The sequence below is a fragment of the Streptomyces sp. IMTB 2501 genome (genome assembly GCF_001953885.1).
Lineage (GTDB): Bacteria > Actinomycetota > Actinomycetes > Streptomycetales > Streptomycetaceae > Streptomyces.
The window spans coordinates 21,383-33,786 of the sequence record NZ_MQUS01000020.1; the positions used below are offsets into that span (position 1 = coordinate 21,383).

General features: G+C 69.7%; 13 protein-coding genes and 1 pseudogene. 8 read left to right on the forward strand and 6 right to left on the reverse strand.

Going from position 1 to position 12,404, the window contains the following annotated elements:
- Positions 1–140: 140 nt before the first annotated feature.
- The 3 genes from AV521_RS29470 to AV521_RS48755 form a co-directional block, all read right to left on the reverse strand.
- Positions 141–671: a hypothetical protein gene (locus AV521_RS29470; protein ID WP_076092471.1), complete on the reverse strand. Its 531-nt coding sequence runs from the start codon at positions 669–671 to the stop codon at positions 141–143.
- Entirely contained in the window at positions 668–916 is a 249-nt protein-coding gene (locus AV521_RS29475; protein ID WP_076092473.1) for a helix-turn-helix transcriptional regulator, read from the reverse strand. Before AV521_RS29475 ends, AV521_RS29470 begins: the two co-directional genes overlap by 4 nt.
- Positions 917–1,164: 248 nt before the next feature.
- Entirely contained in the window at positions 1,165–1,482 is a 318-nt protein-coding gene (locus tag AV521_RS48755) for a hypothetical protein (RefSeq protein WP_143658665.1), read from the reverse strand.
- A 217-nt stretch (positions 1,483–1,699) separates the two neighbouring features.
- Here AV521_RS48755 and AV521_RS29480 point away from each other — a divergent pair, with 217 nt between their 5' ends.
- Positions 1,700–2,242 (forward strand): hypothetical protein, encoded by a 543-nt coding sequence (locus AV521_RS29480; RefSeq protein WP_256725714.1) that lies wholly within the window; start codon positions 1,700–1,702, stop codon positions 2,240–2,242.
- 312 nt (positions 2,243–2,554) lie between these two features.
- Positions 2,555–2,896: a hypothetical protein gene (locus AV521_RS29485; RefSeq protein ID WP_076092475.1), complete on the forward strand. Its 342-nt coding sequence runs from the start codon at positions 2,555–2,557 to the stop codon at positions 2,894–2,896.
- Positions 2,897–2,945: 49 nt separating this feature from the next.
- On the opposite strand, the gene AV521_RS29490 is transcribed toward AV521_RS29485, so the two are convergent.
- Together AV521_RS29490 and dapA are read right to left on the reverse strand one after the other, a co-directional pair.
- Positions 2,946–3,452: a hypothetical protein gene (locus AV521_RS29490; RefSeq protein ID WP_076092477.1), complete on the reverse strand. Its 507-nt coding sequence runs from the start codon at positions 3,450–3,452 to the stop codon at positions 2,946–2,948.
- A 51-nt stretch (positions 3,453–3,503) separates the two neighbouring features.
- The gene (gene dapA, locus AV521_RS29495) at positions 3,504–4,406 is read right to left on the reverse strand and encodes a 4-hydroxy-tetrahydrodipicolinate synthase (protein ID WP_076092479.1); all 903 of its coding nucleotides are present in this window, start codon (positions 4,404–4,406) and stop codon (positions 3,504–3,506) included.
- 167 nt (positions 4,407–4,573) lie between these two features.
- On the opposite strand from dapA, the gene AV521_RS49490 reads away from it, so the two are divergent.
- The 4 genes from AV521_RS49490 (at position 4,574) to AV521_RS29510 (ending at position 6,857) form a co-directional block, all read left to right on the forward strand.
- Positions 4,574–4,729, forward strand: a complete 156-nt coding sequence (locus AV521_RS49490; protein ID WP_179023463.1) for a hypothetical protein — start codon at positions 4,574–4,576, stop codon at positions 4,727–4,729.
- Positions 4,726–5,409 (forward strand): hypothetical protein, encoded by a 684-nt coding sequence (locus tag AV521_RS29500; protein ID WP_076092481.1) that lies wholly within the window; start codon positions 4,726–4,728, stop codon positions 5,407–5,409. The genes AV521_RS49490 and AV521_RS29500 overlap by 4 nt, the downstream gene beginning before the upstream one ends.
- Positions 5,410–5,481: 72 nt before the next feature.
- Positions 5,482–6,105, forward strand: coding sequence for a helix-turn-helix domain-containing protein (locus AV521_RS29505; protein ID WP_076092483.1), 624 nt, complete (start codon positions 5,482–5,484; stop codon positions 6,103–6,105).
- 14 nt (positions 6,106–6,119) lie between these two features.
- Positions 6,120–6,857, forward strand: coding sequence for an SRPBCC domain-containing protein (locus tag AV521_RS29510; RefSeq protein ID WP_076092485.1), 738 nt, complete (start codon positions 6,120–6,122; stop codon positions 6,855–6,857).
- A gap of 9 nt (positions 6,858–6,866) precedes the next feature.
- Here the strand turns inward: AV521_RS29510 and AV521_RS29515 are convergent, their stop codons facing one another.
- Positions 6,867–8,702 (reverse strand): endonuclease/exonuclease/phosphatase family protein, encoded by a 1,836-nt coding sequence (locus AV521_RS29515; RefSeq protein ID WP_076092487.1) that lies wholly within the window; start codon positions 8,700–8,702, stop codon positions 6,867–6,869.
- Between the two features lie 265 nt (positions 8,703–8,967).
- Between AV521_RS29515 and AV521_RS29520 the strand changes: the two genes are divergently transcribed.
- Both AV521_RS29520 and AV521_RS29525 read left to right on the forward strand, forming a co-directional pair.
- On the forward strand, positions 8,968–10,395 hold the full coding sequence (locus tag AV521_RS29520; protein WP_076092489.1) for a hypothetical protein: 1,428 nt from the start codon (positions 8,968–8,970) through the stop codon (positions 10,393–10,395).
- Between the two features lie 162 nt (positions 10,396–10,557).
- Positions 10,558–12,026, forward strand: a pseudogene (locus AV521_RS29525) (alkaline phosphatase PhoX).
- Positions 12,027–12,404: the final 378 nt, after the last annotated feature.

The window sequence follows — 12,404 nt, forward strand, 5'->3', positions numbered from 1 at the left end:
TGCACTCGCACCGGTCTCGGCCACGCTGTTGGCGGGTGGCTGTGGCTGCGCGTGCCGGCCGGCCTCTGAGTGTTCGGGTTGGCCCGGCCGCTTGCTCTTGCTTCTCGGTGGCGAGTTGTCGGCCGGGCGGAGCGAACTGGTCAGGCCGCGGGGGTGTCGTCCTCGGCTGGTTCGTCTTGAGCCGTCAGGCCGGCCACCCACAAGGGCATCAGCCAGTGCACTGCGAGGACGGCGATGAGCGCTGGTGCGGTGTACGTCGTCGGGGCATGACCGATTGTCGCGCCCGTGACCAACAGGCCGACGGCGGTTGCGGCGAGGAGCAGGGTCATCATCCGGTGGGAGCAGGCCTGTACCCGCGCGCGTTCGGCCAGTTGCCGTTCATCCAGCGCTCGTCCGCGCAGTTCGAGCAGGCCACGGGTGGCCGCATTGATCGCTCCGGTCGCGACCATCCATGGCAGCAGCAGCACCACCATGACGACGACGGCCCAGATCGGTTTGCTCTCCGTGAGGGAGCTGTAGGCCATGAGGGCGCCGATTGCTGCCGTCAGTACCAGGTGCGCGGCGACGACCGAGCGGCGACGGGCGGCCGTGGCGTACAGGGGCCGGCCTCGGCGATCGTTCATCAGCCGCAGCATGCTGCGGTCGTAGCGCGTGAGCGGCGTCGTGGTCATGACGTTTTCCTCCCGTAGATCTCATCCGTGAGCGGCCGGAACGGTTCGAGCGAGAACAGCGCCTCCACCGGCAGCTCGAAGAACCTCGCGATCTTCAGTGCCAGGTCGAGGCTCGGGTTGTACTGCCCCCGCTCGATGTAGCCGATGGTCTGGTAGTGCGCTCCCACCGCTTCAGCCAGGCTCTGCCGCGACACCTTCCGCTCGGCGCGCACCATGGCCAACCTGTTGTGTACCTGCTCGCTCATGTATAAGAACTACTACATCTTGAGAGAGAAGTGCAACACTCGCAGGGAGGGTCGGTTGGGCCTGGCGCGAAGACCAGAGGGGCGGTCGCGCATCAGAACACAGACCTGCGCCAGCTGCGGACAATTGGGAGCGGTTTGGGCGCCGAGCTGGGCGAACGGACGGTTCCTGGCTTCGGCAGGCTGGGCCGCATTCACCGTGGTTCCCCGCTGTTCCCCGCTCGATCTGGTGCGATTGTGGTGCGGCGTGCTCAGTGACGGAAGTCGGGTATCGGCTCGATGACTTCACCCCGGGCATGATCGCTCCGCGGGTTGCTTTCCATTCCGAGGCGTGCGGCGACGACGTCGTGAACCTGGTCGTCGAGCTTGCCTTCCTCCAGATCGCTGAGCGCGGCTGCGTAGTTGGTGGAGTGGCAGACACCAGCGGCGCGCAGCTTGCATGCAAGAGCTCCGGGCGTGCGACTGGCAAGAGCCCTGCGTCGCGCTTTCAATGCGCTCCAACGAGTGTCTTGCACCAAAGTCCGGCGCTCCGAGACAGTGTCGCCGCGCTGGTTCAGTGCGGTGTTCATGGAGGTCACGCCCCTGATGCGCCGTTCTGGCGCGGGCAACGGCGCATCCCCGGACACGGCAACTACTTCAAGTCATAGATCGAATGCAAAGCGTCATTCATGCAGGTGAAGGGGATGACTCCAGCCGACTGAGGGCCGCAGCTGCTGCCCCGCTCAAGCAACTGAAAGGACACTCGTGAGCCACTTCTCGCGTGTTGCCAGGCGGGCCCTGGCCCTTGTGAGCGCCGCTCTCCTGTCCGGAGGGCTTGCCACGACGTCAGCCGCTGAAGCGCACGCCGCCGCAGCGTCGGAGATCATCATCATCGACGGCTACACCCAGACGGTGCGGGAGTCCGCGGGAACCCCCGTCACGTGTCCCACCAACCAAGTCCTGCTCGGCCGGGCGCACTACGGCGACGAGAACGGAAACACCACGTACTACTGCGGCCTCATCCTCATCGACGGACAACAGGTCCAGGTGAGCGCGCCGAACTGGAGCTATTCCCAGAGGGAGAGCAACTCCTTCTTCGCGGCCCCGCCCAACGAGGTCCTGGTGGGGCGGCAGCATTCCGGCGACGAGAACGGCCCGACGAGGTACGCGGCCGCCTCTCTGTCTGCGTGGGGACGGCCGGTCGAACTGACCTCTTACCGCTGGAGCCCGGATCAGAGGGAAAGCAACAGCTACTCCAAGGCGGGCGAGTACGAGGTCCTGGTGGGGCGGCAGCACTCCGGCGACGAGAACGGCCCGACCCGCTACCAGTACGCCCGCATCTCCGACTGACAGACGGCCCGCCGAGCACGGACCTGACACCATCGGTGCGGTAGCCGGTGCACGGCCGGGCGGTTGCCGTCAATCACCGCCGCCAAAGCAAAAGCCAGAGGCCCTGTGGATCGCTCCACAGGGCCTCTGATCTTCTGTGCCCGCGGCAGGATTCGAACCTGCGACCTTCTGATCCGTAGCTCTACAGAGATCAGTCGGGAGACGGTCATACAGGTCGCGCATCGGCCCCAAGGGGACGCTGCGGGTTGGGGCCGGTTGCCATGGTTGCTGTATCCGGCTGCTGTACATCAGGATCCTGGTGGGGGTGGCGGCATGGAGCGGGAACTACTCGAACGGCTGCTGGTCGGCAACGACGAGGCGTCCGTGGCCGCTCTGGCTGCGCTCCGCTGCGGCGGTTCCCACGTGGTCTGGGACGGGACTGCACCTGCTGAGCCGCTCGCCCTTACCTATGGGCGTCGGCTGCGGCGCATGCGCCGCCGGGGCATCGAGACCATGAACCTGGAACGTGCGGTGGAGTTGCTCGGCCGGCATCAACAGCCGGTTCGCCTGGGGCAGATCGGAGCTGCTGATGGCTCCTGGACGTTCATGTTGTTTCTCAACGAGGACGGCAGCAGGCTGATCGCGTGCACCGGTGTTCGGCGGACCCGCAACTGACACGTCACACGTCCGTAGCGCCCTGCACCACACCGTGAAGGGCGCTTCGTCATACGGGCATGGCCTGCGCGAACTCCCGCAGCACCGCGAAGTCGCCCGCGCGCAGCCCGAGTCGGGGATCGACGTGATGGAGCAGGGCGGGGCCGGGATGACGGGCCCGGACGTACCGCGTGTCCGCCGGGCTCTGCTCGTCGTCCACCCACGCGAACGGGCGGCCCTCGGCGTACGCCACGATCGCCTCCGTCTTCCAGTGGACGCCGTCCGGGCGCACGGCGAACAGGCCGCTGCCGAAGTCGACGTACGGCAGGTCGCGGGGCAGGCCGACAACAGGTGCGATCCAGATGTTGGCCTCCTCCATCCAGCTCGTCGCCCAGCACAGGTCGTAGCCGAGCCCGAGCAGTGCCGGGCCGTGCTCCGGATTCAGCCAGACCCGCAGGGAGCGCCGGGAGTCCAACGGCACCCGGAGCGTCGTGTAGCCCTCGGGCCGCCGCTCCGGCCGCGCCGCGTACGGGTTGAGGGGGCCGTCGACGTCCAGGAACAGCAAGGGGCGACTCACGCGGACACCGTACGGCAGCCGGACGGCGAGCCGGTGTTCACCGGCCGCCGATCAGGCCGCAGTGAGCGTCTCGTACCGCGCCAGCAGTTCGTCGTCCGCCTCGTGTCCGGCGGGCAGCAGCGGTGCGCGCACCGGGCCCCCGGGCAGGCCGAGGCGGGCGAGGAGGGCCTTGGCGGTGACCGTGCCCGGCAGGCCCGCGCCCATCATCGCCTCGATCAACGGCGTTGCGCGCAGCTGGAGTTCGGTCGCCCGGGCGGTGTCGCCGGCGTCGAAGGCGTCGAGGATCGCGGCGATGGCACCGGGGACGGCGTTCGCGACCGTGCTGATGCACCCGGCCGCGCCGATCGCGTACAGCGCCAGTACGTGCTCGTCGCAGCCCGCGTAGTACGCCAGGTCCGTCTGCGCCAGGACCTTCTGGGTGCCGAGGAAATCGTAGGAGCAGTCCTTGACGGCCACGATCCGCTCGTGCGCGGCCAGCCGGAGGATCGTCTCCGGCTCGATCCGGGTGCCGGTGCGGCCCGGGATGTCGTAGAGCATCACGGGCAGGCCGCTCGCGTCGGCGACCGTGCGGAAGTGCGTCTCCACCGCCTCCTGAGGCGGCCTGCTGTAGTACGGCGTCACCACCAGCACCCCGTCGGCGCCCGCCGCCTCGGCCGCGCGGGCCAGTTCGACGGTGTGCCGGGTGTCGGCGGTGCCCACGCCCGCGACCAGGGGCACCCGGTCCCCGACCGACTCGCGGACGGCGGCGATCAGCTCCGCCTTCTCCGTGTCCGTGGTGGTGGGTGACTCGCCGGTGGTGCCGCTCAGCACCAGGCCGTCGCAGCCCTCGGCCACCAGCCACGCGGCCAGCTTCCGGGCGCCGGCCAGGTCGAGGGCGCCCTCCTCGGTGAACGGCGTGATCATCGCGCAGAGAGTGCGGCCGAAGGGCCGCGCGGCCGTGCGTGTGCTCGTCATGGGAGTAGTCTCGGCAACACGTCGATGAAGCTCTACTTAATTCTTCTACGAGATATACCTAAGCATTGCTGAGACGTTCGGGTGGCGGCCGAAGGCGCTGTGTCCAACTCGGCCCCTCATGGGTCACTATGGCCCAAGGGTCACCGACGTCCGTCATGGGAGGCACCATGAAGCTCGGCAAGGCACTGGCCACCGGAGTCGCCGAGGAGCGGCCGCTCGTCCACGAAGAGGCCGTTCGCGAGGAGGGGACCCCGCTCCTGGAGGAGGCCGCCCGCGTCGAACCGGCCGAGCCGGCCCGCGAAGAGGTCCCGGCCGTCCGATGAGACTGCGGCTCCCGGCGGAACGCCCGACGGAGCCGCCGACCGGATACAAGATCGCCCACCCGGTGCTGTCCCAGGACGGCACCCGGGCCGGGTTCACCGGTGTGTCGCTCGGCGGCGCGCTGCCGTACGGCGTGCTCGACGACGCTGCCTGCGTCTACGGCAGGCGGCACCGACCGCCCGCGCGCCTGTGCGACTGCGGCTTCCACTGCGTCCACGAGCGAGCCGCCGCCGAGGCCATGCTGTGCATCGCCGAGCACCGCGCGGCCCTCCTGCTGGAGGTCTCCGTGCTCGGCGCCTACATCCGCTTCGAGCGCGGCTTCCGTTACGCCCGGCAGCGGGTGCGCACCGCCACCGCCGGCCCGTGCGTCTGCGGCACCACCGCCGTCGCGCTCGCAGACGACGGCTGGGGCAGGCCCGGCTGGCGGGTCCTCGCCCCCGTCTGTGCCGGCTGTGTGTGCGGCCGTACGTCCGTCTCGCTCGCAGGCTTCGCCCGGCTGGCCGGGGACGGACTGCGGGTGGTGGCTCAGGGCGGTGGTGCGGGATTCCCGTCCGCCGGCTCTACGGCCGGTGCGGAGCCGGGCGTGCCCGAACTCGTCGCGGAGGCAGCCCTGTTGCAGGCGCGCCTCGACTGGTTCCAGAGCCAGCTCGCCCGCCTCGGGGAACGGGGGGAACAGGGCTAGCCGGAACAGCACTCCCTCACCGAAAACTCGATCCGTCTGGACAAAAAAAGTTTTCGGTGGAAGGCTGAACGCATGCTGGACGTGACCGTGATCGAGGACCCCGAGGCCGCCGCCGTGTCGCTGGACCCCATCAGGGCCCGGCTGCTCGCCGAGCTGGCCGCCGCACCCGCGTCGGCGGCGATGCTGGCCGGCAAGGTCGGACTGCCCCGGCAGAAGGTGAACTACCACCTGAAGGCGCTGGAGCGGCACGGCCTGGTCGAGCTGGCCGGAGAGCGCCGCAAGGGCAATGTCACCGAGCGGCTGATGCGCGCGACCGCCGCGTCGTACGTCATCTCGCCGGCCGCCCTGCCCGCCGTGCAGCCGGACCCGGACCGCTTCCGCGACCAGCTCTCGGCGCGCTGGCTGCTCGCGCTAGGCGCCCGCCTGGTACGGGACGTCGGCACGCTGATCACCGGCGCGGCGAGGGCCAGGAAGCGGCTGGCGACCTACGCCCTGGACGGCCAGGTCCGCTTCGCCTCCGCCGCCGACCGCGCGGCCTTCGTCCAGGAGCTGACGGCGGGCGTGAGCGCGCTGATCCGCAAGTACGACGCCCCCCACGCCGAGGACGGCCGCGACCACCGGATCGTCGTCGCCCTCCACCCCACGGTCAAGGACCCCGCGGTCGAGGACCGGCCCACCCCCGAACCACAGCAGTGAGCAGGAGCCCCACCATGTCCAAGGAATTCGAGATCGTCCGCGAGTTCGAGGTCGACGTCCCGCCCGAGAAGGTCTGGGAGGCGATCACCACCGGCACCGGCGCCTATCTGTGGCCGATGGACCCGCCCGAGCCCCGGGTCGGCGGCTCCGGACCCTTCGGATCGACCGTCACCGCCTGGGACCCGCCGCACCGCTACACCAACCGCAGCGAGGACGTCGGATTCCCGACCCAGTCCCTGAACCAGCTCGACTACACCATCGAGCCCCGCGACGAGGGCCGCCGCGCCTGGGTGCGCTATGTGCACAGCGGCATCTTCACCGACGACTGGAACAACCAGTACGACGGCGCGAGCAAGCACACCAACTTCTATCTGCACACCCTGTGCGAGTACCTCACACACTTCGCGCCGCGGCCGGTCACCTTCGCCCAGCTGCAGGGGCCCGCGGCCTCGGCGACCCGGGAGGCGCTCGCCGCCGCCGCGCACGCCCTCGGCCTCGCGGACGACGCGGCCGCCGGCACGAAGGCCGCCGTCCAGGGACCCGGCGGGCGGACCCTGGACGCCGTACTCGACTACCGGAACCCGTACTTCATCGGGCTGCGCACCGACAGCGCCCTCATCCGGTTCTTCGGGCGCGGCCCCTGGGGCGCCCCGCTCGGCATCAGCATCCACGACTTCGCGCCGGACGCCGACGCCGAGGCGAACGAGAGCGCGTGGCAGGCCTGGCTGAACCAGGTGTTCAGCCAGGCGTGACCACCCCGATCAGGGACGGAAGCGCAGCACCTGCGGGTCGTGGTCGCTGATCTGGTCGTTGAACTCCGAGTTGATGTGCACGCTGTCGTACTCGAAGTCGCAGCCGCGCCGGATCGCCGGACTGATCAGGATCTGGTCCAGGACCTGCTCGTTGCCCTGGTAGTCGTAGGTGTAACGCTCGCTCCTCGGCAGCGACTTGATCGCCGACCACAGCTCGCCGTCGCCCTCGAGGATCTTCGCGGTGTCGGAGAACTCGAAGTCGTTCATGTCGCCGAGCGCGACGACGTTCGCGTTCTTCTGGACCTTCAGGATGTCCTTGACGAACGCGTTCACCTCGGTCGCCTGGGCATGACGCTGGATCTCCGAGCTGCGCGTCGGCGGCTGGTACTGCGAGGTCAGGCCCTGGTCGCCGCCCTTGGAGATCAGGTGGTTGGCGATCACGAAGACGGTCTTGCCGCGGAAGACGAACTCACCGGCCAGCGGCTTGCGGCTGTCCTTCCAGGCAGCGTTCGCCGGGTCGATCCGGCCCGGCGAGACCGACAGATGGGCTTTGCCGTCCACCTTCGTGACGCCGACCGCGGTGGTGGAGTCGCCGCCCGCGCGGTCCACGAAGGACACCCGCTCGGGGTTGAACAGGAACACCTGGCGGATGTTGCCGCCCGGCTCGCCGCCGTCCTGGTCGTTGACCGGGTTGATCGAGCGCCAGTCGTACTTCGGGCCGCCCGCCGCGACGATCGCGTCGATCAGCTTGTGCACCGTCACGCTCGCGTCGACCGTGCCGTCGTCCGTGGCACCGTTGTTGTCCTGGATCTCCTCCAGGGACACGATGTCCGGCGACTGCAGGTTGTTCACGATCGCGGCGGCGTGCTGGTCGAAGGTGTTGTCCGAGGGGTCGAGGTTCTCGACGTTGTAGGTCGCCACCGCCAGCTCGCGGCTCGACTGCTTCCGCGTGGTCTCACGCTCCAGGCCGCCGCTCTTCACCGTGCCGAGCTGGTTCGCGACCAGGGTGTAGCCGCCGAACTGGTTGTAGTCCAGCGGGCCGGTGGTGGTGCCGGTGAGCGTGTCACCGACGTTCGCCTTCGGGAAGTCGGCGGTCGAGCCCAGCGACTGAATCTGCAGTCGGCCGGAGTTCTGCGACTCGTAGGAGCCGTAGACCGTGCCGCCGCGGCGGCTGCGGTGCTCCCAGGGCTTCACCGTGACCCACAGCTCGCTGTACGGGTCGGTGCGGCCGACCACGCGGGCGTCCTCGACCTGGACGTTCATGCCCTCCAGGGACTCGTAGTAGTCCAGGGCGTACTTCGACGGATTGAGTGTCAGGTTGTTGATCGAACCGTTCGCGGCGGGGTCGCCCTCCGGGGCGTACTCGTCCGGCACCGAGTCCTCGTCGATGACGACCGGCGCCGGGACCGCGTTGCCCGTCGAGACGGTGGTGGTCGTCGGCTTGGTGATCTCCGTGACCGACTGGTTGCCGGAGGAGGCGCCGCCCGGGACGTACTCGGAGACCGTGCCGGTCACCGTCACCGAGTCGCCGACCGCGACCTTCGGCGTGGAGCCGGTGAAGACGAAGACGCCCTCGCTGGTGCGCGGGTCGTCGTCCGGGTTCGGGTCCTGGAGCCAGAAGCCTCTGGAGGAGCCGTACGTGCGCGTGGCCGTGACAATGCCGGGTACGTCCGTCACCTTCTGCCCGGCGAACGGCGAGATCCGGGTCGTGCCCTGGATGTCGTGGATGCGCACCGAGTCGGCGTGCGCGGGCGTGGGGAGGGCGACGATCTGGCTGGCTGCGGCCGCGCTGCAGACGGCGGCGACAGTGAGCGCGGCAAGGCGCGTGGAAGACCTGCTCGGCAAGGGATCCCTCCGGGGACATGACAAAGTGCCGGGACAAGGACGGAACAGGAGCGTGTGGGGCCCGTGGCCCTCCGTGACACGCGTAGAGCCCAGTGAACAGTTGTCCCCCGAACTTCTACGCGCGTCAATCTCCAGCCTGAGCAAGGGAGTTGTCAAGGTTTCGGCCATGTATGACGGCCGACGGAGAGATGAACCGGGCGGCATGGGTGGAAATCCGTCTAGGCTGAGCGGCTGAGCCCGTTCACGGTCCGAGGAGAACCAGCCGATGTCAGACAGCTCCCCCCTGCCGCCCGTACGGCTGCACCCCGAACCGGAGCTGGCACGCGCAGCGCTGTCCACGCCCCTGCTCTCCCGCGCCGCCCGCCTGGCCCGCTGGGCCGGACCCGACACCCGCGTGGACGCCGGCGGTGAACTGGTCGAGGAGCAGCTTCCGGCCGCCGCCGACCTGCTCGGGCTCAGCGGTGACGACGCGGCCGCCTACGCCAGTGAGGCCTGGCGGGTCGCCGTGGACGCCGGGCTGGTCGAGATCGTGGACGAGGAGGCCGGGACCGTGCGGGCGGGCGAGGAGCTGACGCTGCTCACCGGCGGCTCTCCGGCCGATGTGCTCGGTGTGTGGCTCGCCGCTCTGGAGACCGTCATCGCCGACGCGGGTGTCCCCGATCTGGATGATCTGGTCGGCGCCCTGGACGAGGGCGGCGAGATCGATTTCTCGTCACTCGACTGGGACCCGGAGGCCGAGGCCGAGTTCCTCGACGGCGTCCTCGGCAACCTCTATCTGCTGACGGTGAGTGAGGACGGCGCCGGTGACGGGGCGGTCCCGCTACCCGCCCTGGCCGCGTCCATGATCGTCCCCGATGACATGGGGGAGCCCACCAACGACGTCCTGGAGCAGGTCTCCGACGCGATGATGCGGCTCGACGACCAGTTCAGGATGCTGGAGCCGGTCGGGCTGGTGGAGTACCAGCCGGTGGACGAGGCGTTGATGGCCGACACCGACGAGGAGCCCGCGGCGCCGGTCGACGACACCGACGTGTCGCGCTACGGCATGGTCCGGCTCACTCCGCTCGGTGTGTACGGGCTGCGGGCCCGGCTGCTGGAGGCCGGGTTCGAGGCGCCGGCCGTCGGTGAACTCGCCGACAAGGGAGCGGACGCGCTGCTCGACGGTACGGCGCGGTTCGGGCAGGCGGCGGCGCAGGCCGAGACCGAGCAGTGGCTCACCCGGCGTGAATCGCCCGCCGCGGCACGGGAGTTGCTGGCCGCGGCGCGCGGCGCCGACGCCGGCGCGCCGCTGCGACGCCTGCGCTGCCAGCAGGCCCTGTCCCTGATCGGCGCGGAGGCCGAGCCGGCGCTGCGCGAGGTGCTGGACGATCCGGAACTGGGCGGCCTGGCCCGCGTGTGGCTGAGCGAGCGGGGTGCCGCCGGAGTGCCGGCGCCGTCCGAGGAGCTGGTGTTCTGGCTGACCATCGACACGGTTGCCGCACAGCTGGCCGCCGAGGGCAACTCCGAGGAACTCCAGGCGCTGGTGGAGGGGCTGGCGGCACAGCACAGCGGGTTCTTCGCCACCGCCTGGCGCGTGGAGCATCCGGCCACCGCCGATGTGCTGGAGGCGATGGGACGGCTGCACCCGGACAAGAAGGTGGCCAAGGAGGCACGGAAGGCGGCCTTCAAGGCGCGGTCGCAGCAGGGCGGTTGAAAGTCTCCTGGGTAAGCCGTGGGGTGGAGCATACGGATTCTTGAACAATGGTGTCTGAAGTAGGCCGTTGTTCCCCTCCTGTTCAAGGTGCGGCGAGAGCGTGTGCGCCGAACCGAGGTCCGCCACCCTCCACGGCACTCCCACCGTCTCAGGAGACACACCATGTCGCTCACCCGCAGGGACTTCGCCAGGAAATCCGCGATCACCGGTGCCGGGGTCGCCCTGGCGGGCAGCGTCGGCGCGCTCGCCACCGCCCCGAACGCCCTCGCCGCGACGGACAGCGACGGCACCGAGGCGGAGCCGGCGCACGGAGGCCACCAGGGCGTCGGCTACGGCCCGTTGATCGCCGACCCGGACGGCATCCTCGCCCTGCCCGCGGGCTTCACATACAAGATCATCACCTACAGCGGCAGGACCAGGCTGGAGTCGGGCGAGTTCACGCCGTCCCACCACGACGGCACCGCCACCTTCGACGGCCCCCGCGGCGCCACGCTCCTCGTCAACAACCACGAGCTGGCCGGCGCCCGCGCCCAGTGGCCGCACCCGGTGCCGCTCACCGAGGGCCTCGTCTACGACCCGGCGGCCGCCGGCGGCTGCACCGTCGTCGAGGTCCGCCACCGGGGCGAGGTCGCCGAATGGGTGGGCATCGCCGGCACCGTCACCAACTGCGCGGGCGGCAGCACCCCCTGGGGTACCTGGCTGACCTGCGAGGAGACCGAGGACAAGGCCGGCAGAAACGGCTTCACCAAGGACCACGGCTATGTCTTCGAGGTCGACCCCGAGGACCGCCGGGCCAACCGCGACCCCAAGCCGGTCAAGGCCCTCGGCCGCTACGCCCACGAGGCCGTCGTCGTCGACCCCAAGCGCGGCCACCTCTACCTGACCGAGGACGCGGCCGGCCCCAACGGCCTGCTCTACCGCTGGACCCCGCCGGAGGGCTTCCGGCACGGCCGCGGCAGGCTGCGCACCCTCGCCGACGACGCGGGCGCGCTCCAGGCCTTCAAGTGCTTCGACTCCGGCGGCAAGTTCGTGGACGACCTCTCCCGCGCCACGAAGACCGGCACGGTCTACGGCGTCGACTGGGTGGATGTCCCGGACCGTGACGCCGAGGCCGTGTCGGTGCGCAAGCAGTTCGCCGACGGCCGGATCACCCGCGCCCGCAAGCTGGAGGGCATGTGGTGGGGCGACGCGGCGCCTACATCGTCTCCTCCTACGCCCGTGCGGAGAGCCCGGTCCAGCACGACGGCCAGGTGTGGTTCTACGACCCGGGGCGCCGCACCCTCACCCTGCAGGTCCTGCTCGGCGTGAACCCCGATCCCGCCGAGGACGGAGCCTTCGACGGCCCGGACAACATCACCGTCTCCCCGTACGGCGGCCTCGTCATCGCCGAGGACGGCGAGGGCGTCCAGCACCTGTTCGGCGCCACCGAGACCGGCCGCACCTACCCCATCGCCCGCAACGAACTCAACATCGGTACCGAAGCCGCCCCGGAATACAGCGAGTTCACCGGGGTCACCTTCTCACCCGACGGCCGCACCCTGTTCGCCAACATCCAGACACCCGGCATCATGCTGGCCATCACGGGACCGTGGAATCGGCAGCGTCGTCAGAACACCTGGGCCCCAAATTAATTCGCTCGCCCGTCCCGCGGCTTCCCTCCTAGAGTGATGCACGTCCAGGTGCGACAGGCAGGACCTACTTCCACTCTTAATGGGGAGGCCGCGGGTTCGAGTCCCGCCACCGGCTCCAACAGGCCGGTGTAGCTCAGGGGTCAGAGCACCAAACGTCGGTTCCGCCGGCCTCGATCTCTGGACACCGAAAAACTTCACGCACCTCCCGGTGCGAGGGCAGCGGCTACTTCCCTTTCCTGGAATGAAAAACAGCCGTCGCCGGGTTGATCTCGGGAGGCGTGGCACATGGTGGGTGTCCGGTGCGCAGGCAGCGGTTACTTCAGGGCCCTGGTCCGAAAGGGTACGGGTTCGAATCCCGTCACCGGCTCACGGCCGGTG

What these genes read in the sequence shown, in the direction of transcription:
- AV521_RS29470 (WP_076092471.1), bottom strand. Translation starts at nt 671, where the DNA reads ATGACCACGACGCCGCTCACGCGCTACGACCGCAGCATGCTGCGGCTG.
- AV521_RS29475 (WP_076092473.1), bottom strand. Translation starts at nt 916, where the DNA reads ATGAGCGAGCAGGTACACAACAGGTTGGCCATGGTGCGCGCCGAGCGG.
- AV521_RS29505 (WP_076092483.1), top strand. Translation starts at nt 5,482, where the DNA reads ATGCTGGACGTGACCGTGATCGAGGACCCCGAGGCCGCCGCCGTGTCG.
- AV521_RS49490 (WP_179023463.1), top strand. Translation starts at nt 4,574, where the DNA reads ATGAAGCTCGGCAAGGCACTGGCCACCGGAGTCGCCGAGGAGCGGCCG.
- AV521_RS29510 (WP_076092485.1), top strand. Translation starts at nt 6,120, where the DNA reads ATGTCCAAGGAATTCGAGATCGTCCGCGAGTTCGAGGTCGACGTCCCG.
- AV521_RS29520 (WP_076092489.1), top strand. Translation starts at nt 8,968, where the DNA reads ATGTCAGACAGCTCCCCCCTGCCGCCCGTACGGCTGCACCCCGAACCG.
- dapA (WP_076092479.1), bottom strand. Translation starts at nt 4,406, where the DNA reads ATGACGAGCACACGCACGGCCGCGCGGCCCTTCGGCCGCACTCTCTGC.
- AV521_RS29500 (WP_076092481.1), top strand. Translation starts at nt 4,726, where the DNA reads ATGAGACTGCGGCTCCCGGCGGAACGCCCGACGGAGCCGCCGACCGGA.
- AV521_RS48755 (WP_143658665.1), bottom strand. Translation starts at nt 1,482, where the DNA reads ATGAACACCGCACTGAACCAGCGCGGCGACACTGTCTCGGAGCGCCGG.
- AV521_RS29485 (WP_076092475.1), top strand. Translation starts at nt 2,555, where the DNA reads ATGGAGCGGGAACTACTCGAACGGCTGCTGGTCGGCAACGACGAGGCG.